The organism is Deltaproteobacteria bacterium IMCC39524 (genome assembly GCA_029667085.1).
Classification (GTDB): Bacteria; Desulfobacterota; Desulfuromonadia; order Desulfuromonadales; family BM103; genus M0040.
Genome location: JARUHJ010000002.1, coordinates 294,263 through 315,085 on the forward strand (window position 1 = coordinate 294,263; position 20,823 = coordinate 315,085).

The 20,823-nt window shown below is 52.1% G+C and carries 19 protein-coding genes; 12 read left to right on the plus strand and 7 right to left on the minus strand.

All coding sequences use genetic code 11. From position 1 onward, the window contains the following. Positions 1 to 26 precede the first annotated feature (26 nt). Positions 27 to 1,610, plus strand: a complete 1,584-nt coding sequence (locus tag P9J64_07005; protein MDG5468070.1) for an aldehyde dehydrogenase (NADP(+)) — start codon at positions 27 to 29, stop codon at positions 1,608 to 1,610. A gap of 39 nt (positions 1,611 to 1,649) precedes the next feature. Here P9J64_07005 and P9J64_07010 read toward each other — a convergent pair whose 3' ends face one another. From P9J64_07010 to P9J64_07020, 3 genes are all read right to left on the minus strand, one after another. After that, the gene (locus P9J64_07010) at positions 1,650 to 2,285 is read right to left on the minus strand and encodes a hypothetical protein (GenBank protein ID MDG5468071.1); all 636 of its coding nucleotides are present in this window, start codon (positions 2,283 to 2,285) and stop codon (positions 1,650 to 1,652) included. A 104-nt stretch (positions 2,286 to 2,389) separates the two neighbouring features. Then, positions 2,390 to 4,318, minus strand: a complete 1,929-nt coding sequence (locus P9J64_07015) for a cation acetate symporter (protein MDG5468072.1) — start codon at positions 4,316 to 4,318, stop codon at positions 2,390 to 2,392. Positions 4,319 to 4,336: 18 nt separating this feature from the next. Further along, entirely contained in the window at positions 4,337 to 4,600 is a 264-nt protein-coding gene (locus P9J64_07020) for a DUF485 domain-containing protein (protein MDG5468073.1), read from the minus strand. 525 nt (positions 4,601 to 5,125) lie between these two features. Here P9J64_07020 and P9J64_07025 point away from each other — a divergent pair. Then, complete coding sequence (locus tag P9J64_07025; GenBank protein MDG5468074.1) at positions 5,126 to 5,302, plus strand: DUF4177 domain-containing protein; 177 nt, start codon at positions 5,126 to 5,128, stop codon at positions 5,300 to 5,302. A gap of 6 nt (positions 5,303 to 5,308) precedes the next feature. Here P9J64_07025 and P9J64_07030 read toward each other — a convergent pair whose 3' ends face one another. Continuing rightward, positions 5,309 to 5,515, minus strand: a complete 207-nt coding sequence (locus P9J64_07030) for a hypothetical protein (GenBank protein ID MDG5468075.1) — start codon at positions 5,513 to 5,515, stop codon at positions 5,309 to 5,311. 182 nt (positions 5,516 to 5,697) lie between these two features. Between P9J64_07030 and purB the strand changes: the two genes are divergently transcribed. Then, complete coding sequence (gene purB / locus P9J64_07035; protein MDG5468076.1) at positions 5,698 to 7,053, plus strand: adenylosuccinate lyase; 1,356 nt, start codon at positions 5,698 to 5,700, stop codon at positions 7,051 to 7,053. Between the two features lie 572 nt (positions 7,054 to 7,625). Here purB and trpS read toward each other — a convergent pair. From trpS to lon, 3 genes are all read right to left on the minus strand, one after another. Next, complete coding sequence (trpS, locus tag P9J64_07040; protein ID MDG5468077.1) at positions 7,626 to 8,591, minus strand: tryptophan--tRNA ligase; 966 nt, start codon at positions 8,589 to 8,591, stop codon at positions 7,626 to 7,628. 134 nt (positions 8,592 to 8,725) lie between these two features. Next, positions 8,726 to 9,664 carry a mechanosensitive ion channel family protein gene (locus P9J64_07045; GenBank protein ID MDG5468078.1) on the minus strand — a complete coding sequence of 313 codons (939 nt, stop codon included), beginning with the start codon at positions 9,662 to 9,664 and terminating at the stop codon, positions 8,726 to 8,728. Between the two features lie 205 nt (positions 9,665 to 9,869). Beyond that, positions 9,870 to 12,242 (minus strand): endopeptidase La, encoded by a 2,373-nt coding sequence (gene lon / locus P9J64_07050; protein ID MDG5468079.1) that lies wholly within the window; start codon positions 12,240 to 12,242, stop codon positions 9,870 to 9,872. 390 nt (positions 12,243 to 12,632) lie between these two features. Here lon and polA point away from each other — a divergent pair, with 390 nt between their 5' ends. The 9 genes from polA (at position 12,633) to P9J64_07095 (ending at position 20,778) form a co-directional block, all read left to right on the plus strand. Then, complete coding sequence (polA, locus tag P9J64_07055) at positions 12,633 to 15,308, plus strand: DNA polymerase I (GenBank protein ID MDG5468080.1); 2,676 nt, start codon at positions 12,633 to 12,635, stop codon at positions 15,306 to 15,308. 101 nt (positions 15,309 to 15,409) lie between these two features. After that, positions 15,410 to 16,339 (plus strand): transporter, encoded by a 930-nt coding sequence (locus P9J64_07060; protein MDG5468081.1) that lies wholly within the window; start codon positions 15,410 to 15,412, stop codon positions 16,337 to 16,339. A gap of 119 nt (positions 16,340 to 16,458) precedes the next feature. Then, a complete protein-coding gene (locus P9J64_07065) occupies positions 16,459 to 16,761 on the plus strand; it encodes a DUF3343 domain-containing protein (GenBank protein MDG5468082.1) in 303 nt (100 codons plus the stop codon). A gap of 103 nt (positions 16,762 to 16,864) precedes the next feature. Then, the gene (gene ffh, locus P9J64_07070) at positions 16,865 to 18,214 is read left to right on the plus strand and encodes a signal recognition particle protein (GenBank protein MDG5468083.1); all 1,350 of its coding nucleotides are present in this window, start codon (positions 16,865 to 16,867) and stop codon (positions 18,212 to 18,214) included. Between the two features lie 106 nt (positions 18,215 to 18,320). Next, positions 18,321 to 18,581, plus strand: a complete 261-nt coding sequence (gene rpsP / locus P9J64_07075) for a 30S ribosomal protein S16 (GenBank protein MDG5468084.1) — start codon at positions 18,321 to 18,323, stop codon at positions 18,579 to 18,581. A gap of 60 nt (positions 18,582 to 18,641) precedes the next feature. After that, on the plus strand, positions 18,642 to 18,875 hold the full coding sequence (locus P9J64_07080) for a KH domain-containing protein (GenBank protein MDG5468085.1): 234 nt from the start codon (positions 18,642 to 18,644) through the stop codon (positions 18,873 to 18,875). A gap of 46 nt (positions 18,876 to 18,921) precedes the next feature. Further along, positions 18,922 to 19,458, plus strand: a complete 537-nt coding sequence (gene rimM, locus P9J64_07085; GenBank protein MDG5468086.1) for a ribosome maturation factor RimM — start codon at positions 18,922 to 18,924, stop codon at positions 19,456 to 19,458. 7 nt (positions 19,459 to 19,465) lie between these two features. Continuing rightward, entirely contained in the window at positions 19,466 to 20,206 is a 741-nt protein-coding gene (gene trmD, locus P9J64_07090) for a tRNA (guanosine(37)-N1)-methyltransferase TrmD (GenBank protein MDG5468087.1), read from the plus strand. Next, positions 20,203 to 20,778: an RNA methyltransferase gene (locus P9J64_07095; protein MDG5468088.1), complete on the plus strand. Its 576-nt coding sequence runs from the start codon at positions 20,203 to 20,205 to the stop codon at positions 20,776 to 20,778. The genes trmD and P9J64_07095 overlap by 4 nt, the downstream gene beginning before the upstream one ends. Positions 20,779 to 20,823: the final 45 nt, after the last annotated feature.

The window sequence follows — 20,823 nt, forward strand, 5'->3', positions numbered from 1 at the left end:
CCTGATAGATTGAGAGAAAACATCCTATGTGCCTGACTGGAAAGCAGCTGATTGGTTCAAGCTACGCGTCCCCGGGAGATCAGACCTTCCAGGCGGTTAACCCTGAAACGGGAGCGGCTCTGGAGCCACTCTTTTATGAAGGAACCTCTCAAGATGTGGATCGAGCGGCGGCTTTGGCTGAAAAAGATTTTGACACTTACAGGGCCACAGACAATAGAAAGCGCGGAGAATTTCTCGAGACCATCGCGACAGAGCTGTTGACCATTGAAAGAGTCCTGGTCGATCGCGCCATGCAGGAAACCGGTCTCCCTGAGGAACGCCTTGTCGGTGAACTTGGCCGGACTGTCAATCAGTTGAAACTTTTTGCCCAGTTGGTCAAAGAGGGCTCTTATGTGGAGGCGCGTATCGATCGTGCCTTCCCCGATCGATTACCTGTTCCCAAACCAGACATTCGTCAGATTCTTATCGCCTTGGGCCCGGTAGCGGTCTTCGGTGCCAGCAACTTCCCGCTTGCCTTTTCCGTCGCCGGTGGTGATACGGCCGCAGCGTTGGCCGCCGGGTGTCCGGTTGTGGTTAAAGGCCATCCTGCTCACCCGGGCACCTCCGAATTAGCCGGGCGGGCTATCAGGAGTGCTGTCATGAAGTGTGCGATGCCGGAAGGGACTTTCAGCCTGATTCAGGGCCGTAGCCTCGATCTCGGAGCAGTACTGGTCCAGCATTCTCATGTCAAGGCTGTGGCCTTTACCGGCTCACTTGCCGGCGGTCGAGCCCTTTTCGATCTGGCTGCATCGCGTCCGGAGCCGATTCCTGTTTATGCTGAGATGGGCAGTGTTAACCCCGTTTTTCTGTTGCCTCAGGCATTGCAGAAGCATAGTGACAGTTTGGTCAAGGATTTTGTGGAGTCGGTGACCCTCGGTGCCGGACAATTCTGCACCTCTCCGGGGCTCTTGTTTGCTATTAAGGGACCCGCTCTGGAGAACTTTGTCCAGAAAGCAGCAGAACTGCTGGCGAAAAAGCCTCCAGGTCTTATGTTGCATAGGGGGATCAAGGACAAATTTGAGCAGGGTATCGAACGATTGAAGGACATTCATGGCGTCGTAAGAGAAGGAGACACTTCTCAGGAGACAGGTTGTTTCGTCAGTGCTGTCCTGCTGCAAACCGATGCCAAGGTTTTCTTTGAAAACACGGGGATCGGTGAAGAGGTGTTTGGCCCCTCTGCCGTGGTCGTCGGGTGTGATTCAAAAGAAGAGATGATGACTGCCGCTCAAAATCTTCAGGGCCAATTGACTGCGACCGTTCACGGCCGGGATCTAGAGTTGGAAGATTACGCAGAGCTCTTTAGGGTGCTCGAGCGCAGGGTCGGCAGGGTTCTTGTGGGTGGCTTCCCGACCGGCGTTGAAGTATGTGATTCAATGAACCACGGAGGACCTTATCCGGCAACAACGGACAGTCGCTCCACCTCAGTCGGTACGGCTGCGATCAAGCGTTTTTTGCGCCCGGTCTGTTATCAGAATTTTCCCCAGGCAATGCTTCCTGAACCACTGAAGAACAAAAACGAGCATAATCTTTGGAGGTTGGTTGACGGCAGTTTAACCCGCGATGATGTCTAGTTACGGCAAGGGCAGTCTGACCAGCAGAAGCATGCGTTTCTACTCAGGGTTTTGATCCGCCTGCCCGGGTACAGGAGTGACTGTTTTTTTGTGGGTCAAAACCTTAAACAGACCGAGTAAACCAATCACCGTAAAGAACAAGCCGCGCCACTTGTCTGGTTCCTTGCCCTCACTTAACAAAATCACATCGTCGGCAATGTTCAGGTCGGTCTCTTTTGCCAGATCGATCAGTTTCTGTCGATTTCCCCGGGCAATCAGGCCCGCGACCAGCATACCGGTAATGTCCCTTTGGCCTTTAAATTCAGCGCCGTGTACGCGGCGGAATTCTCTCTTCTCAGGAAGCGTATCAGTAAAGAAGTGATAGTCCTGAAAGAGCTTCAATTGGTGCGGGTTTCGAGTTTCAACCATGACATGAATCTGCTCCTGGTCGGGATGAGCAACAAGCGGCACCAGCAGCGCTTCCATCTCCAGAGAGCCGGAAGTAGAGATCGCGCGGTCAAGATCCTGATAGCCCGCTTTAACATCCAGCCATTCACCCGGTGCGCCGATCTGTTCCAGTGTTTCAATACTGACCGGTTGCGGGTCTTGATTGTTAAACCAGAGGTTCAGGTCAGTTACGCCCAGAAATAATAAGACCAGGCAGACGGCAATCAAAGTGTAGCGAAAACGACGCATGAAGATATCCGTTGAGAAAGTAAAAGATTTAAAAAAAGAAAAGAGAGGGGCTGCCGGGGCAGCCCCTCTCTCTATTTAGCAGGTTGAAGCTTTTCTTGCAAGGATCAGGCTTCAGCCCCTTCCTCGACCATGGCGCCCTTCTTTTGAGTCATCAGGGAAACGATGATCAGAGTAAGAACACTGGCCGGGATGGAGATGGCTGCCGGGCTGTTGAAAGCAACGGGAGCATCTTGAGGCAACAGACCGTAACGGACCCACATGTCAGGAGAAACCAGGATCAGACCGAGAGAAGAAGTCAGACCGATAAAGATCGATGCTGCAACACCCTGGGCGGTCGCCTTCTTCCAGAACAGAATCATCAGGATCGCAGGCAGGTTAGCCGAAGCCGCAACGGCGAAGGCCCAACCGACCAGGAAGGAGACGTTCATGCCTTCGAAAATGATGCCGAGGTAGATGGCGATGCCACCAATGACCATCGCAGAGATCTTGCCTGCTTTGACCTTGCCCGCATCCGTCATGTTCATGCCGAGGAAGTTATCCATCAAGTCGTGGGCAACGGCTCCGGCTGAGGCGACGATCAGACCCGAAACTGTCCCGAGTACTGTTGCGAAGGCCAGTGATGAGATGACCGAGAAGAGTATGACTCCGAAGGAAAGGGCCAGCAGCGGTGCCGACATGTTGTTGTCGGTGATGTTGATGACGCCGTTGGTCATAGCACCCAGACCAAGATAGAGAGTCAATACGTAGAAGAAGCCGATCGCTGCGATAGCGACGATCGTCGACTTACGGGCTGCCGCCTGGCTCGGTACAGTGTAGTAACGAATCAGGATGTGTGGCAGGGCCGCGGTACCGCAGAAGAGCGCGATCATCAGTGAGATGAAGTTGAATTTGTCGAGGCCGCTGGCATTGTCAACTTTGAACTTCAGTCCTGGACGCAGGATACGGCTGCCTGGAGTCGGCTTCTGGTAGTAGATGGTGGTCGTGGTGTCGCCAACTTTGACGTACTTCTTGCCCCAGAGGACGACAGTGCTGTCTTTGAAGCGGTTCAGGAACTCAAGAGGACCAACGGCTCCAGTCTGAGCAATCTCTTTGCCGTCGACGGTGATTTCCTTGATGTGACCGACAGCGAAGAACTTGCCGTCTTCCTTAGGTGCACCATTGAACAGCTTGGTACCATCAGCCATTTTTGTAACGAAGAGGGCTTCAACCAGCTCATAGCCAGTGGCGGCTTCTTTGAGATGCCATACTGTTTCTGATCCGTCCTGAGAGAGCTTGACGAAACCTGCCTGGCCGAACTCAGAATCAAGGCCGGCAACGACATCGTAGCCAGCAACCTGGAGGCTACCGTCAGTAACAACGGCATTGAGCGTTTGGAACTTGTGGTATTCCTTGGTGTCGCCCTGGTTAGGGTCCGTACCAAGGCCACGGGTCAGGACGCTGATAACAACGATAGTGGAGCAGATCAGGAGCAGCGCGCCTTTGAAGAACTGAACGTAAGTGGTCGAAGCCATACCGGCGGTTGCGACGATGATGGTAACAACCACACCAACGATGCAGACACCAACCCAGTGCGGCATGCCGAGCAGAGGCTGAACCAGAACGCCGGCACCAACCATCTGTGGGATCAGGTAGAAGACAGAAACAGCCAGAGTCGAAATGGCCGCCATCAGCTGAATCGACTTGGAGTTGAACTTGGAGTCGAGAGCGTCGGTGAAGGTGTACTTGCCGAGGCGTTTCATTGGCTCTGCGACCAGGAAGAGAGCAACCATCCAGCCTGCGAGGTAACCGATGGAGTACATCCAGCCGTCGAAACCGGCAGTTGCGATCATGCCGCAAATGCCGAGAAAGGATGCTGCCGAGAGGTAGTCGCCGGCAAAAGCGATACCGTTGGTGAACCAGTGAATGTTGCCGCCTGCTGCGTAGTAGCCGTCAGCAGAAGAGGTGCGGCGGGCCAGGTAGAAAGAGAGCCCGAGAACAAAAAGAACAAAAAAGACAAACAGGCCGATGGCCAGAGGTGATTGTGTATATATCATGGTCTGAGTTCTCCCCTATTAATTCAGGCGCGCTTCAGCGGCTGTACAGAAGTGGTTGTAGATGACAGCGAGCACCAAAGCGAAGATGATCAGGAAGAAGCCGTAGAGTACCGCCAGAGTCTGACCAAAGTAGACTTTTTCCATCAGACCCGGGTTAACCGCGTTGATGACAACAAAGCCGAAGTAGGTCAGGGTGTAGACGATGAACATCGAGATGCCGATCTTGCTCTTGTACGCGGCAGCGTTGTCCTTGCCGAGTTTTACTGCTGGTCCGTGTCCCATAGATGTGACTCCTTTTCTCTCAGTGTTTTTTTTACGCCAGAAATGTTATGTGATAAATGTGAAACAATAAATTGCGGAAACACCTGTCGTGATGGCCCGCATATTAAATAAAATCCGTTATAACGCACGGAATTGATAGCTCAAAAGGGCCTTAAAACTGGGCGATCCCTGTTTTGTGAGCACTTTTTAAGGTACTTATTCGTGAAAAACAACCACATCATGGGGTGGTAAATTTTGCGACATGATACGTCGTTCTAAAAAGAAGTCAACAGAAAATTTTCAGTAAATCAGCTAATTAAAGGGCTTATAAGCATAAAGTATACGGAATAGCAGGAGATTTAACTTTTGTGAAAAAATAACCGATCGTGGGGATAGAAAGATGTTTTAACTGATAGGTTAAAAGGTCATCTATATGGTCGCGGACGTATTGAAGAGAGTTCTTTACCCTGCCGCCGGGGCGCGTTATAACGTCGATGAAAAGGGGCTTTAAATGAGGAGTCAGGTTAAAGGCAAATGGATCCAGGTATGATCGAATATAAAGTTGTAGAGTTAGCCGTGGTAACGGATGAATCGATTGAAGAAGTACTGAACGAACGCACAGCTGAGGGCTGGCAGTTTGACGGCATTCAGTTCGTCATTCGTGAAGCCAGCAAGAGGCCTTCGATGGCTTTTGTTCTCTTTACCCGTGAGTTGACCCGTTAGACTCGTTCAGTCATCCCAGGTTTCAACGTCCTTGTAAGAGATGGTGTGTTTTGGGTCCGATGAGGGGGAGGCTCCGCAACGTTGGCAAATCGCTTCCACCGGCTCATCTTCGAGCGTTTCCACTGTGCTGAGCTCCAACGGTTTGCCTCTGCAACTGCAGTACCACTTCCGGTAGTTGGTCATCACGACCTCCCTGGTTGGCTTTGTCAACATTAGACCTCCAGTATGGCAGGGAATCAGTGAGATGCAACAGAGCTTCAGGCCACATTCTCTTCAGAGCTTTTCTCCTTATCATTTTCAGCAATCGGCAGTAAGGAATCTAATGGTCTTGCGCCAGCAAGCCGAGAGAGCTATATTCCGAGATTCTCAACACATTATTTTTCAGGAGTTTTGTCATGATTACAGCGATCAGCCCGATTGATGGGCGGTATGCTTCAAAAGTAGAAGAATTGAGCGACTGTTTTTCCGAGTACGCGTTGGTTCGTAACAGAGTGAAGGTTGAGGTTCTGTGGTTGCTGGCGCTCTGTGCCGAGCCGAAAATCGCCGAGTGTCGTGCACTGACGATTGAGGAAGAGCAGTTTCTGCGCTCTATCATGACCAGGTTTAACCCTGAGGAAGCCGAGAAGGTCAAAGCGATCGAGAAGGTGACCAATCATGATGTCAAGGCGGTCGAGTATTACCTCAAGGAGCAGATCACGGGAACGTCTTTGGAAGGACTGTCAGAGTTCCTGCACTTCGCCTGTACCTCGGAGGATATCAACAACCTGTCGCACGCCATGATGCTTAAGGACGGTCTTCAGGTTCTTGAGCCGTTACAGGAACGCATCACCAGTGTACTGATCTCTCTGGCCAAGGACTTCAAGGCAGTGCCAATGCTGGCCCGTACCCATGGGCAGACCGCTTCGCCGACCACTATCGGTAAGGAGTTGGCAGTCTTTGTCGCTCGCCTGCGCAAGCAGGGTGCAAGCATTGCCGTCGTGGAGATCCTCGGCAAGCTCAACGGAGCGGTTGGAAATTTTAATGCTCATCTTTCTGCTTACCCGGATGTCGATTGGGTCGCTTTAAGTAAAAAGGTGATCGAAGGTGAACTTGGCCTGACTCAGAACCTCTTTACGACCCAGATCGAGCCTCACGACTACATGGCTGAACTTTTTGATGCCCTGTCTCGGTGGAATACCATTCTCGTCGACCTGAATCGTGATATCTGGACCTATATCTCCATGGCCTACTTCGGTCAGAAAACCATCGCCGGTGAAGTCGGTTCCTCGACCATGCCGCACAAGGTCAATCCGATTGATTTCGAAAACTCTGAAGGCAATTGCGGATTGGCTAACGCCATATTCGGTCATCTCTCGGCTAAACTGCCAATTTCTCGCCTGCAGCGTGACCTGACCGACTCGACGGTGATTCGCAACATGGGCGTCGGTTTTGGCTACAGCATGATTGCCTACCACTCGACCATCAAGGGTTTGAGCAAACTCAAGCTCAATGAACAGAATTTGGCGATTGACCTGGATAATGCCTGGGAAGTGATGGCTGAACCGATTCAGACGGTGATGCGTAAGGCTGGAATTGAGAAGCCCTATGAAAAACTCAAGGAGCTGACTCGTGGGCAGAAGATTACTGCTGAAACGATTCGTGTCTTTATCGAAGGGTTGGAGTTGGCTGAAGATGACAAGCAACGTCTGCTTGAGATGACTCCAGGAAGTTATGTGGGTATGGCGCCGGAAATTGTTGATCTGCTTGATTAACTGTTTCAGCTGTTCAGAAAACATAAAAGCGCAACAGCGGGTTAATCTGTTGCGCTTTTTCGTTGCTTTTGTAGCGCTTTAGAAACAAAGCAAAACCGACGGGTCGCGTCCCGTCCGACGCCATACTCTTTTGAAGCCCCAAAAGAGTATGCAGAAAATGGCTGCGCTGCGCTGGGCATGTTTTACTCGATGGATGCTGGCGGCAAAAATCAGAGGTGTTAATTTGTAGTTTTTTACACTTCCCCCGATCGCCCCGAGGCCCTTGTGGACCTCTATGACAGCGACAAGACGAAGACCATCTGTTGCTTATGCCAACCCCAGCTAGAAACACGACTGTTAGGCCCCCTGAAACGGGCCGGAATGAAACAACTTCTGTAAGTAGAAAGTTCAGGAACCTGGCAAAAGAATATGCCCTCCGCTAGGAGACGGCACTTTTGCTTACTTTTGTTGCCGGACAAAAGTATGGCGTTCGGCGGTACGCGAACCGCCGGTTTTGACTTTCTTTTTGCATAAGAAAAAAGCACAACACATTAACCCTCTGATGCGCTTTAATGTTCTGGATATTTGCTTTTTTAGTAGATCAAACCAGTTTTCTTCCTAACCTTCCGCAACGTCCTGCTCGCCGCATATCTCGCCTTATCCGCACCTTTAGCAAGAATCTCACGAACCCCGTCCGGGTTGGCCAGCAACTCCTTGCGATACTCAGTCTGAGGGGCAAAATAGTCTCGCACTGTTTCAAAGAGCTCTTGCTTTACGTCGCCGAAGCCGAGATTCCCAGCCTGGTAGCGCTGGCGCAATGCCTCGTCTTGCTCCTTGTCGAGGAAAAGACGGAAGATTTTATAGACGTTACAGGCATCAGGATCTTTTGGGTCTTCGACCGGGATGGGAGCTGTGACGATGCGCATGATCTGTTTGCGCAGCGCTTTATCTTCTGCAAAGAGATCGATGGTGTTGCCGTAACTCTTACTCATTTTCTGTCCATCAAGACCAGGTACGGTGGCGACATCATCGTCAATCTCAGGTTGTGGCAGGGTGAAGATCTCACCGTACTCGTTGTTGAACTTGATGGCGATGTCGCGGGCCACTTCAACATGCTGCTTCTGGTCTTTTCCGACTGGGACCGTCTCGCTCTGAAAGAGCAAGATGTCGGCAGTCATTAAGACTGGGTAGGCAAAGAGGCCATGGTTGGCCGCGATTCCCTTGACGATTTTATCCTTGTAGCTGTGGCAGCGTTCCAAAAGCCCCATAGGAGTGAAGTTGGAAAGAATCCATGCCAGTTCCTGAACCTCCGGAACATCAGACTGCACCCAGAAGGTGCTCTTTTCCGGATCCATGCCGAGAGCGAGAAAGTTGGCGGCCGCTTCGAGAGTGCCCTTGGCAAGTTGTTTGCCGTCACTGACCGAAGTCTGGGCATGGTAGTTGGCGATAAAACAGAAAAGTTCAGCCTCTTCCTGGTGGGCGATCATTTTCGACATCATGCCGAAATAATTGCCGAGGTGAAGGGAGCCGGAAGGCTGGATGCCGGATAGTACGCGCATTATCATTCTCCTTAGAGCGTGTCGGGACGGACGAAGTCACGTTCCTTGATTTTACATGGGCGCGAACTTACCAGAAAAGACCGCCGATTTCAATCTGTGAGGTTCCTGCATCGCAAGTCCGTTCACTTCCAGTTTCACTCTGGTGAGTCGGTCTTGTAGACAGCTTCAGGGCGAGTTCCAGGTTTACCCTCAGACATATTGGTGTAGAAGCGCTGGGTGGGATAGGCAAAGTCGATGTCGTCGTGCACGGCAAAAGCATCAAGGATGTTCTCCCAAAGCTCTTCTTCTGAGCCTCGACGTTTACGGGGGTCGCAGAGATAGCGGATCGTCAGCATGACACCGCAGTCCTTCACTGTTGTGTAAACCACCGGCGTCAGCTTTTTATAGAAAATCATGAACTTTTTTGCGGCTTCTCTTAGTCTGCGTGCGGCAGAGTCGCTGAGTGAATCGCCATGTTGATGGGCTATCTCATCAAGGATCTGCTTTGCCTTGCGCCAGTCACTTTCAAAAGTGACCAGAACCGGTATTTCATTCCAGATGTACTGGAACCCTTGGCTGTAATTGGCCAGAACTTCATTGAAAATCTTGCCATTTGGGATGTGGATAACGCGTCCGGTGCTCTGGTCGGAGTCAACCCAGTTGCCAATCTCCATCAGGCTGAACATAAAGATACGTTGGTCAATGACATCTCCACGATGGTCGCCAAGCTGGACTCGGTCGCCAACCTTGAAAGGCTGTCGCCAGAGGATGAAGGCCCACCCGGCGAGATTGACCAATGGAGTCTGCAGGGCAATGGCCAAACCTGCGGAGAGCAAGCCAAGATAAGTTGACACTGCCTGAAAGCCGGCAAACCAGATGCGGCCAATCACCAGAAAGGCAAGGGGGTAGGTGATGTAAGCGACACTTTTCCGGATGCGGTACTGTACCTGAACGTCGCGGCCACGCAGCAAAACAATGAGGCTGATACGACGGAACAGCCAGAAAACCACAAGGGCCAGAATCGTGTAAAAGATTTTGCTTTCAAGAAAATCGCCACTAAAAAGGCCATCGCTAAATGAAATGAGAGACTCCATGAATTGATACTCCCTAATTAAGGATTAAATTAATAATAACGGAAAGTTAACATCATGCAATGCGATGTATGTTTATAGGGTTTTAATCAAGTGGAAGGTAACAACAAGTTGCTAAGTCGAGTGGAACACGTGACCCTGATAAAACCAAAAGGGGCACCCTTGATCAGGGCGCCCCTTTTTAGCTGTCTCTTCACTCTGCTGAAAATTAAAAAACAATTTTGTAGACGTCATTGAAAGTTTTGACAAAGTGGACTTCTAGCCCCTCTTTGAGGTAATCGGGTAAATCTTCAAAGTCGTTGCGGTTGCCTTCCGGAAAGATCAGGACCTTCAGCCCGGCGCGTCTTGCGGCGATGGCTTTTTCCTTGAGCCCGCCGATGGGCAGAACGCGACCGGTGAGGGTAAGTTCTCCAGTCATGCCGAGTTTCTTTTTAACCCTTTTGCCCGTGATCATCGACACCAGCGCTGTGGCCATGGTAACGCCGGCCGATGGGCCGTCTTTCGGCGTGGCACCGGCCGGGACGTGAAGGTGGATGAAGTGCTGATCGAAGAAATCCGCATCACAACAATAATCATCCATGTGAGCCATAACATAGGAGTAGGCGATCTCTGAGCTCTCCACCATGACCTCGCCGAGTTGGCCGGTCTGTTTGAAGCCCTTGGCCTTGGCGCGCATCGCCGTGGCTTCGATCTGCAGGGTTGCGCCACCGAGGCTGGTCCAGGCCAGCCCGGTGACGACGCCGGGGATGCCTTCAAAGATTTCATCGGCGGTAAAGACCGGCTTCTCGAGATAGCTTTCAAGGTCTTGTCTGGTGATAGACACTTTTTCCAGTGACTCGTCTTCTGCGAAAGCCATGGCTGAGCGGCGCATGATCTTCTTGATTTGTTTCTCGAGGTTACGGACCCCCGATTCACGGGCGTAGCCATCGATAATCTGTCTGAGCGCGGTCTTCTGGATCGTCACCTGGCCCTTTTTCAGACCGTGGCTTTTCAGTGCTTTGGGTATCAGGTAGCGTTTGGCGATCTGGAGCTTCTCCTCGAGGATGTAGCCGGAGAGCCGAATCATTTCCATACGGTCGAGCAAAGGCCGCGGGATAGTGTCGAGTTGATTGGCCGTTGCGATGAATAGCACGTTGGAGAGATCAAAGGGGACGTCCATATAGTGATCGCGGAACGATCCGTTCTGCTCCGGATCAAGGACTTCGAGTAGGGCCGAGGCCGGGTCGCCCTGAAATGAAGCTCCGATTTTGTCGATCTCATCAAGCATGATGACCGGGTTGGAGGTGCCGACTGTCTTCATCGCCTGAATGAATTTTCCTGGCATGGCGCCGATGTAGGTTCTGCGATGACCTTTGATCTCAGCCTCATCACGCATGCCGCCCAATGAGAAGCGAAAAAACTCGCGCCCCAGGGCACCGGCAATGCTATGACCAATGGAGGTTTTTCCGACTCCGGGAGGCCCCACCAGGCAGAGGATGGAGCCGGCGATGTCGCCTTTCATCTTGCCAACGGCAATGAACTCCAGAATTCGTTCCTTGACATCTTCAAGGCCGTAATGATCACGGGCAAGAACTTTTCTGGCCTTGTCAATATTGTAAGAGTCCTTGCTGTAGACGCCCCAGGGGAGGATCGTTAACCAGTCAAGATAGTTTCGACTGACGTTATATTCGGGAGAGGAGGGTTCGATCAGTTGAAGCTTCTCCATCTCATCTTCAACAGCGCGCTCTGCTTCCTCGTTCAGCGTCAGCTTTTTGAGGCGTTCCTGGAATTTTTCAATTTCCGTGTCCTTGCCTTCTTTTTCCAGCCCCAGCTCATTCTTGATCGCCTTAAGCTGTTCGCGCAGGAAGAACTCACGTTGCTGGGCAGACACTTTATCTTCGATCTGCTTGGAGATCTTGGTCTGCAGCCGGGAGACTTCGAGCTCTTTCTTCAAAAGCACCAGGACCTTATCGATACGTTTGCGGACATCGATGGTGGCCAGAATCTCCTGCAGCTCCTGCCCATCGGCGCTGGTCAGGTTGGCTGCGAAGTCTGCCAGCCGGCCCGGATCGTCCATGCTTGAACGGTTGAGAAAGAGCTTGATCTCTTCGCTGTATAGTGGGTTGATCTGGACGAGTTCCTTTAAGGTGGAGAGGATCGCCATCGAGTATGCCCGCAGCTCAGCATTCCCGGACAGTTCCGTAGCAAAGTGATAGCGAACCCGGGCGAAGAGAGCGATGCCCTTTTCGTGAATATCTTCTATTTCGAATCTCTCGAGGCTGTTGACCAGGATATGAGCCGAGTTCTTTTCGCTGTGCAAGACCTTGACGATCTTGGCGGCAACACCGACCTTATGGAGGTTCTCGATGTCGTCCTCTTTATCTAGATCTCGGACCATGACCAGGCCAATGGTCTGTACCTGGTGCTCCATCGCCTGGTGCATAGCCGCCACCTGGGCCTGCCCGTTGAGAACCAGCGGAATCATGATGCCGGGAAACGCCGGGCGTGGGCGCAGTGGAATAATCGGCAGGGCGGTGGGCAAGATTTCTGACGCAACGACCAGCTCTCCTTCTTTGACGTGTTCTTCGATAAGCTCGGTCATCTGGTCGTGATCGATTTCGAAATCGGATACGGGATCGTCAAATTGGTCATTTTCGGGCATTCAGGAAACTCCTATGTGAAAGATTCTTCTGATAATCAAAATCTTGAGCAGTAATAACCACGGAGCACACGAAGAACTCGAAGGAAATAATCGAGATGCGAGGGGGGCCTCTGTGCTCTTCGTGTGCTCCGTGGTCACCGTTTTCTACTAATCTCTTCTCTGGAAAGCTAATCATTCCAGAGAGTATTGTCAACCTCGGGCCAGGGAGAAAGTGCTGGTTTGATTCGTTTGTTTGTGAACGGTCATTGCTGCTGTCATTTCTTCTTCTTTGTCTCCATGCAATCTTGTGAAATAATGGCCGACACTTTTAACTCTATGGAGACCGACCTCATGCCAAAACAGCCCAAGCGGCTTTTTCTGATTGATGGCTCAAGTTATATCTACCGCGCCTATTACGCGATTCGTCACCTCTCCAATTCACAGGGGATGGCGACCAACGCTATCTACGGTTTCACCAATATGCTGCTCAAGGTGATTCGAGAATCACAACCTGATCAGCTGGCTGTGATCTATGACAGCAAGGGGCCGACCTTCCGCAAGGATCTTTACCCGGAATACAAGGCGAACCGCTCGGCGATGCCGGAAGACCTGGTGCCGCAGATTCCGTATATCAAGCGGGTGGTTGAGGCCTTTAATATACCTGGAATCGAAAAGGCCGGCTACGAGGCAGACGATATCATCGCGACTCTGGCTAGCAAGTTCGCTGCCAAGGGAATAGAGGTGACCGTTGTAACCGGTGATAAGGACTTGATGCAGATCGTCAGTGATCATGTCTGTCTGCTCGATACCATGAAGGACCAGGTCTCCGGTCCGGCAGAAGTCTTTGAGCGCTTCGGTGGTGCCGATAAGGTTGTGGAAGTGCAGGCTCTGGCGGGAGACAGTTCTGATAATGTTCCCGGCGTTCCAGGGATCGGTGAGAAAACGGCGAAAGCTCTGATCGATGAATTCGGCGATGTCGAGACACTCTTGGCCAGTCTTGATCAGCTGAAAGGCAAGCGTCGGGAAAACCTGGAGAATTTTTCCGACCAGGCCCGTCTGTCGAAGCAGTTGGTGACTCTGATTACTGATCTCGATCTGGATGTCGATGATGACGCCTTTGTCATGGCAGAACCAAACCGGAAGGCCTTGACCGAACTCTTTAAAGAGTGTGAATTCAGCAAGTTATTGCAGGAATTCTCTGATGACTCACGTGCCAGTGCCAAGGAGGCTAGCTACCGGGCCGTTTTAAATGAAGGGGCTCTGGCGGAGATGGTTGCTGCTCTGGAGGCGTCGGAGCGTTTTGCGTTTGATACCGAGACCACCGGTTTGGATCCGTTGCGAGTCGATCTGGTCGGGCTCTCTTTCGCAGTGACTGCGGGGGAGGCGTGGTATGTGCCGGTCAGTCACCGTTATCTTGGCGTGCCGGAGCAGCTGCCTCTCGATAAGGTGCTTGCGGCCGTTGGCCCGCTGCTGGGCTCTGCCGAGCATTTAAAGATCGGCCAGAATCTGAAGTACGATATCCTGGTGATGGGGCGTGTAGGGGTCGCAGTGACGGAACCCCTCTTCGACACCATGCTGGCCAGCTACCTAGCCAATCCAGCGGCTCAGTCCCATGGCATGGACAGCCTTGCTACTGAGCTGCTTGATTATCGCACCATCCCTTACAGCGAAGTTGCCGGTAGCGGCAAGAAGAAGATCTGTTTCGATGAAGTAGAGGTCGAAAAGGCAACGGTCTACGCTGCAGAAGATGCCGACATCACTTTACGGCTCTACGAAAAACTTCTGCCGATGATTGCCGAGAAGGGGCAGCAGGAGCTTTTTGATGATGTTGAGATGGCACTGCTGCCGATCCTGGTCAAGATGGAGCAGACTGGGATTCGTATTGATGCTGAACTGTTGAATGGGCTTTCGGCAGACATGGAGAAGAAGCTTGCTGCACTCGAAATCGAGATTCATGGCTTGGCGGGGACTACTTTTAACATCGGCTCACCAAAACAGCTTGGTGAAGTTCTTTTTGAACGCCTCGGCTTGGCAAAGGGCAAGAAAACCAAGACCGGCTGGTCGACCGATGTCGAGGTGTTAAGCAAGCTGGCCGAGGAACATGAGATCGCCGCGAAAATCCTTGATTATCGTTCCCTGTCCAAGTTGAAGGGGACCTATACCGATGCCTTGCCAAAGCTGATTCATCCAGACACCGGGCGTATTCACAGTAGCTTCAACCAGGCGGTGACTGCCACGGGCAGGCTCTCTTCAAGTGACCCCAACTTGCAGAATATCCCGATTCGGACAGAAGAAGGCCGGCGTATCCGGGAAGGTTTTATCCCTTCTGAAGATTGCCTTTTGCTCGCTGCCGACTATTCACAGGTCGAGCTGCGAATCCTGGCCCACATGGCTGATGAGCCGGCACTCAAAGAGGCCTTTGCCCGCGGCGAAGATATCCACCGTCGTACAGCCAGCGAGGTTCTCGGCCTCTTCCCGGAAATGGTCACCGACGAGCAACGCCGTCAAGCCAAGGCGATCAACTTCGGCGTAATCTACGGGATGAGCGCCTTCGGTCTCGCCAAGCAGCTCGGTATCAGTCGCCGCGAAGCTCAGACCTTTATCGACACTTATTTTGAACGTTATCCCGGTATCAGAACGTTCATGGACTCCTGCATCGCGCAAGCACGCGAAAAGATGTACGTGACAACTTTGCTAGGACGGCGCTGTGCAATTCCGGAGATCAACAGCAAGAATGGTGCAGTACGCGGCTATGCCGAGCGTAACGCGATCAACTACCCGGTGCAGGGCTCAGCCGCCGACATCATCAAGGTTGCTATGGTGCGTATCGCTCATCGCATTGCCGAAGAAGGCTACAAAACGCGTATGCTGCTCCAGGTTCACGATGAACTGGTTTTTGATGTGCCCGTCGGTGAGCTGGAAAAGATTACGGCTCTCGTCACCGAAGAAATGGAAGGCGCGGTTGATGTCAGCGTGCCTCTTCTGGTAGAGGTCGGGCACGGGCACAACTGGCGCGAAGCTCACTAAACTTTAGTTGCGTACTTGACAAATATATGAATAAAAGTGATGCTTTCTGGCTTCTTGCATATTGATAATTGTGATTTATCACACATAAATAGGGAGGATGGATGATGAAGAACCTGTGTATTGTATTGAGTGCCTTGATAGCACTCACACTCTTTTCCGGGACGGCTTTTGGTCTAGGCCAGCCGAATGTAAATCTCGGCTTTACGAGTTTTCTCGATGGTGCTCCGCCAGCAGGTCCCGGGTTGTACCTGTCAGAATACCTGCAGTATTATACGGCAGATCATTTAAACAATGAAAAGGGCTCCAAGGCTCTTGATGTCGATATTGATGTCTGGGTTCTGATGAACCAGCTTATCTACCAGTCTGATAAAGAACTCATTTTTGGTGGTAAATGGGGGCTCAATGTCATGTTGCCCGTTGTTGGCCTTGATGTGGGGAGCAATCCCGCAGGTCTTGAAGACAATGGTACGGGTCTTGGTGACCTGCTCGTTGGTCCTTACCTTCAATGGGATCCGATCATGGGGGCTAGTGGTCCCTTAATGGTTAACCGCATTGAATTGCAAACTATTTTCCCGACAGGCAAGTATGATAATGATAAGGCACTCAACCCGGGCAGCAACCACTTTTCATTCAACCCTTACTGGGCTGCGACGGTTTTTCTCGGTCCCAAAGCGACTGTTTCCTGGCGACTACACTACCTCTGGAATGACGAAAACGATGATTTCGGACCTAACAGTGTTGATCTTGAACCGGGTGAAGCTGTTCACGCGAATTTCACTGCCGCCTATGAGGTGTTGCCGAAGCAACTTCGGCTTGGTATTAACGGTTATTGGTTCGACCAGATCAGCGATACCAAGGTGGGTGGCAATAAAGACAAGTCTCTAGAAGAAAAGGTTTTTGCCATCGGTCCCGGTGCTGTTTGGCATTTCTCCCAGGATACACATCTGTTTGTGAATGCATACTTTGAAACAGATGCAGAAAGTCGCCCGGAAGGTGAGCGTTACAATTTGCGCTTTGTTCACCATTTCTAGGCCCAGAACACTTCTGTTAATTATGAAAGGCCACCCTGAACCGGGTGGCCTTTTCTCTTGAGGGCAGTGTCACAAAGCGTTTTGTCGCTGTAGCCTTGCTATAAGGTTTTAAACGTGGCATGATGCCCGCCCTCTTGGAGAGTTACGGGACATTATTGATGGTAAAAGAGAACGATTACGTCGCCATATTCCACTCGATTCATCGGGTTCTCAAGGCTGAGAAAACCCTCAAGCAGGAGAAACAGGATTTTTTGCTGATTCCTGTGCCTCGACAGCTGACTTCTGATTGCGGGTTGGCTCTGCGCTTTTCGCCCGAGGTTAGAGATGGTCTGTTGTCAATCCTTGAAGAGTCAGACCTGTCTCCAGCGGAAATGTATCAACGCAGCGACGGTGCGTATTTAGACGTTTCCAGCCTGCTGTGACCCTCTGCAAACGAGACTTGCTCTGACCTGATTTCGCTTGACAAAGTCCGCGCAGTTTAACTAAAGTGCTCCCTTTGCTTTCCGGCAATAAACTGATAACTGTATGTTTGATAACCTGACAGAAAAATTTGATGCTGTATTCAAGCAGCTTCGCGGACGCGGTCGTCTGACTGAAGATAATATTCAGCAGGCAATGCGTGAGGTTCGCCTGGCCCTGTTGGAAGCAGACGTTAACTTCAAGGTGGTCAAAGACTTCGTGGCTGCTGTGCGTGAGCGTGCAGTTGGTCATGATGTTTTGCAAAGTTTGACCCCGGGTCAGCAGGTGGTCCAGATCGTTCGTGATGAACTGGGCTTGCTGATGGGTGGCAGTGAGGACAACCAGCTGGATCTGGCTTCCCGCCCGCCCGTTCCGATTATGCTTTGCGGTTTGCAGGGGGCGGGTAAAACCACCACCTGTGGCAAGTTGGCGCTCAAATTGCGCCAGGAAAAGCGTAACCCCTTGATGGTTCCTGCCGACGTTTATCGTCCGGCAGCGATTGAACAGCTTAAAACCCTCGGCCGCCAGATCGATATTCCGGTTTTCGACAGCAGTGCTGATCAGGATCCGGTTGAAATCTGCCGGTTGGCACGTGAGTTTGCCGACCGTCAGGGTTACGATACACTGATACTTGATACCGCCGGTCGTTTGCACGTTGACGACACCCTGATGCAGGAATTGGAGCGGATTCGCGACGACCTGCAACCGCAGGAGATCCTGCTCGTAGCGGACGCCATGACAGGGCAGGATGCGGTCAATGTGGCCAGCTCTTTTAATGAGCGCCTCGACCTGACCGGTGTTATCCTGACCAAGCTCGATGGCGATGCCCGCGGTGGTGCTGCGCTGTCGATTCGTGCCGTCACCGGTAAGCCGATCAAGTTTGTCGGTATGGGCGAAAAGCTCGATGCTCTGGAAACATTTCATCCCGAAAGGATGGCGCAACGGATTCTCGGTATGGGGGATGTGCTCTCCCTGATCGAAAAAGCCGAAGCGGCCATCGATAAGGATGACGCTGCCAATATGGAAAAACGTCTCCGTGAGGATGGGTTTACCCTGGAGACTTTCAAGGAACAGCTGCAGTCAATTAAAAAAATGGGCTCGATGGAATCAATGCTTTCTATGATTCCCGGAGCCGGCAAAGCTCTCAAGAAAATGAAGGGCATGCAGCTTCCTGATGACGAGATGAAAAAGATCGAGGCGATCATCGATTCGATGACTCGCAAGGAACGACAAAACCATAAGATCATCAATGGTTCCAGACGTTTGCGCATTGCTAATGGTAGCGGTACCCGCGTGCAGGATGTTAATCAACTGCTCAAGCGTTTTACCGAGGCCCAGAAGATGATGAAGAAGATGCAGAAGATGGGTCCCAAGGGCCTGCGCGGTATGATGGGTCCTGGTGGCATGCCCATGTAGAGTTTTACCCGGCCCGTATCGGGTTGCATGATAGCCAGACAGAGATATAACTAGGGGATACCCCCGATAATAAAGATGAGCGACAAGCTCAGGAGGAAAGAAGTCGATGGCAGTAAAAATCAGACTGGCCCGTGGCGGCGCCAAGAAGAAACCTTTTTATCAGATTGTTGTAGCAGACGAGCGGTTTCCCCGCGACGGTCGCTTTATCGAAAAGTTGGGGCAGTACGATCCGAAGCAGGATCCCCCAATGGTTAATATCGTTGAAGACAAAACCCTTGAGTGGTTGAACAAAGGTGCTCAGCCTACTGATACGGTTCGTCAACTGCTGCGTAAGCAGGGAATCTGGGCCAAGTACAAGCAGGCTTAAGATCCTGAGCTTTTGCGGCACCCGCAACAGGACTTCCCTGTTGTCTAAAGGATGGACGCCATGAAAGAGCTCATCGAATTCATCGCCAAAGCTCTGGTGGATAACCCTGAAGCGATCTCCATCAGTGAAGATGAAGACGTCGATGGAACAATTCTTGTGAAGTTGGCTGCGGCCCAGGAAGATATGGGACGCATCATTGGCAAGCAGGGGCGCACGGCTAAAGCCATGCGCACCCTCCTCAATGCCAAGGCCACTCGCGAGAACAAAAGGGCTGTTCTACAGATTCTCGAGTAAGGATGGCTTTGCCATCTCCTGGTGTTCTTTTGAGAGTGTATAGTGGATGATGGATGTCAAGCCTGAGGATCTCCTCGAAGTGGGAGTCGTAATCGGCATTCACGGCTTACGCGGGGATGTTAAGATTCGACCATTGCCGACCGGAGATCTGGCTTTGCCAGGTGCCCGTGAAGTTTATCTAAAGGACAGTCGCGACTTCCTTGTTGCTTACAAAACTGTCCGTTCTTCCAAACATAAACAGAATGTTCTGCTACGCCTTGCCGGGATGGAAAATCTGGCCGCAGCAGAATCTTTGGTTGGTGCCTCGATCTGGATGGCCAAGACAGACCTTCCTGAACTGGATGATGAGCAATACTATTGGTCCGATCTCGAGGGTCTGGAAGTGGTTGATCAGCAACAGGGCGTGCTCGGCCGCGTGGTTGGAATGTTTGCGACCGCGGCCCACGACATCCTCGAGGTTGATGGCCCTGCTGGTGAAATTCTGATTCCGGCGGTTGAGTCTTTTCTGGTGCGGGTCGACCGGGACGCCGAACAACTGCACGTTAACCTCCCCGAAGGGCTTGTCCCGGAGGCGGACCAATAAACTCCCCATGAAATTTGATATCCTGACGATCTTTCCCGACATGCTCGAAGGCCCGTTAACCGCGAGTATTCTTGGCAAGGCTGCTGATAAAGGCCTGATCGAGATCAATCTGCACAACTTGCGTGACTGGGCGGAAGGTAAGCACAAGGTGACCGACGACACCCCTTATGGAGGTGGTGACGGCATGGTTATGAAGGTTGAGCCGGTTGCTGCGGCGCTCTCTGAACTCAGAGAGAAGAGACCGGTCTCGAGGATTCTGCTCATGTCGCCTCAGGGGAAAACCTTTCAGCAGGCTGACGCGGAACGGTTCAGCCAGGAAGCTGGACTGGTTTTTGTTTGCGGTCGCTACGAAGGGTTTGATGAACGTATAAGGTCACTGGTTGACGAAGAAATCTCTCTGGGTGATTTCGTTCTGACCGGTGGAGAGCTGGCTGCTGCGACCATCCTTGATGCCACAGCGCGCCTGCTACCCGGTGTCCTTGGTGCTGCCGGTAGCGCCCAGGGAGACAGTTTCAGTGATGGACTTCTGGAGTATCCCCAATACACGCGGCCGGCTGAGTTCAAGGGTGTGCGCGTGCCGGAGGTTCTTGCCTCGGGCAATCATCAGTTGATTGCCAACTGGCGTCGACGTGAGCAATTACGACGCACCCTGGAGCGCCGGCCGGAACTTCTCGAATCAGCCCCTCTGAGCAAAGAGGACCTCCTGTACCTTGATGAGCTGCGTGCTGCATTGGAGCAGGAGCAGTGATCTTCAAGCCGATGGCCATCGCCCTAGTCCATCACCCTGTTCTCGATCGACGAGGGGATGTGGTCACCTCGGCCGTTACCAACCTCGATATCCATGATCTGGCCCGCCTGGCAACAACTTACAACCTTTCACGTTATTACCTGGTCACCCCGGCGGCAGAACAACAGTTGCTCGCCTCACGTATTATTGGCCACTGGCAGAAAGGTTCCGGCGCCAGCTATAACCCGGATCGCTGCCAGGCTCTCGACTGCCTGCAGGTCGTGAACAGCTTTGATGACGCTCTCGCAGACTGGCGTTCTCTGGTCGGCTCAGAAGGACTTGCGATGCTGACTGGCGCCAGACACCAGGAGGGCGTTGATTACCCCCAGGCTCAAAACCTTGCAGTAGAGAGGCCGTTGCTGCTGGTCTTTGGTACCGGGCACGGTCTGGCTCCAGAGCTCTATGCGCCGGAGCGTCCTTGCCTTGCACCGGTGCGGGCCGGGCAATACAATCACCTCTCGGTACGAACCGCTGCCGCCATCATGCTTGATCGATTGATCGGAGAGCAGGGGGCGGTCCTGCCGCTTGTTTAGAGTTCCTCGATACTTTCTCAAATATGCATTTTGGGCCCGATTAGA

Bases quoted from the DNA above. Each gene is read 5' to 3' on its own strand.
- ffh (MDG5468083.1), top strand. From the start codon at position 16,865: ATGTTTGATAACCTGACAGAAAAATTTGATGCTGTATTCAAGCAGCTT.
- P9J64_07005 (MDG5468070.1), top strand. From the start codon at position 27: ATGTGCCTGACTGGAAAGCAGCTGATTGGTTCAAGCTACGCGTCCCCG.
- P9J64_07060 (MDG5468081.1), top strand. From the start codon at position 15,410: ATGATGAAGAACCTGTGTATTGTATTGAGTGCCTTGATAGCACTCACA.
- P9J64_07030 (MDG5468075.1), bottom strand. From the start codon at position 5,515: ATGTTGACAAAGCCAACCAGGGAGGTCGTGATGACCAACTACCGGAAG.
- rimM (MDG5468086.1), top strand. From the start codon at position 18,922: ATGATGGATGTCAAGCCTGAGGATCTCCTCGAAGTGGGAGTCGTAATC.
- P9J64_07025 (MDG5468074.1), top strand. From the start codon at position 5,126: ATGATCGAATATAAAGTTGTAGAGTTAGCCGTGGTAACGGATGAATCG.
- polA (MDG5468080.1), top strand. From the start codon at position 12,633: ATGCCAAAACAGCCCAAGCGGCTTTTTCTGATTGATGGCTCAAGTTAT.
- P9J64_07080 (MDG5468085.1), top strand. From the start codon at position 18,642: ATGAAAGAGCTCATCGAATTCATCGCCAAAGCTCTGGTGGATAACCCT.
- trmD (MDG5468087.1), top strand. From the start codon at position 19,466: ATGAAATTTGATATCCTGACGATCTTTCCCGACATGCTCGAAGGCCCG.
- P9J64_07010 (MDG5468071.1), bottom strand. From the start codon at position 2,285: ATGCGTCGTTTTCGCTACACTTTGATTGCCGTCTGCCTGGTCTTATTA.
- trpS (MDG5468077.1), bottom strand. From the start codon at position 8,591: ATGCGCGTACTATCCGGCATCCAGCCTTCCGGCTCCCTTCACCTCGGC.
- lon (MDG5468079.1), bottom strand. From the start codon at position 12,242: ATGACCGAGCTTATCGAAGAACACGTCAAAGAAGGAGAGCTGGTCGTT.
- P9J64_07065 (MDG5468082.1), top strand. From the start codon at position 16,459: ATGATGCCCGCCCTCTTGGAGAGTTACGGGACATTATTGATGGTAAAA.
- rpsP (MDG5468084.1), top strand. From the start codon at position 18,321: ATGGCAGTAAAAATCAGACTGGCCCGTGGCGGCGCCAAGAAGAAACCT.
- P9J64_07015 (MDG5468072.1), bottom strand. From the start codon at position 4,318: ATGATATATACACAATCACCTCTGGCCATCGGCCTGTTTGTCTTTTTT.
- purB (MDG5468076.1), top strand. From the start codon at position 5,698: ATGATTACAGCGATCAGCCCGATTGATGGGCGGTATGCTTCAAAAGTA.
- P9J64_07045 (MDG5468078.1), bottom strand. From the start codon at position 9,664: ATGGAGTCTCTCATTTCATTTAGCGATGGCCTTTTTAGTGGCGATTTT.
- P9J64_07020 (MDG5468073.1), bottom strand. From the start codon at position 4,600: ATGGGACACGGACCAGCAGTAAAACTCGGCAAGGACAACGCTGCCGCG.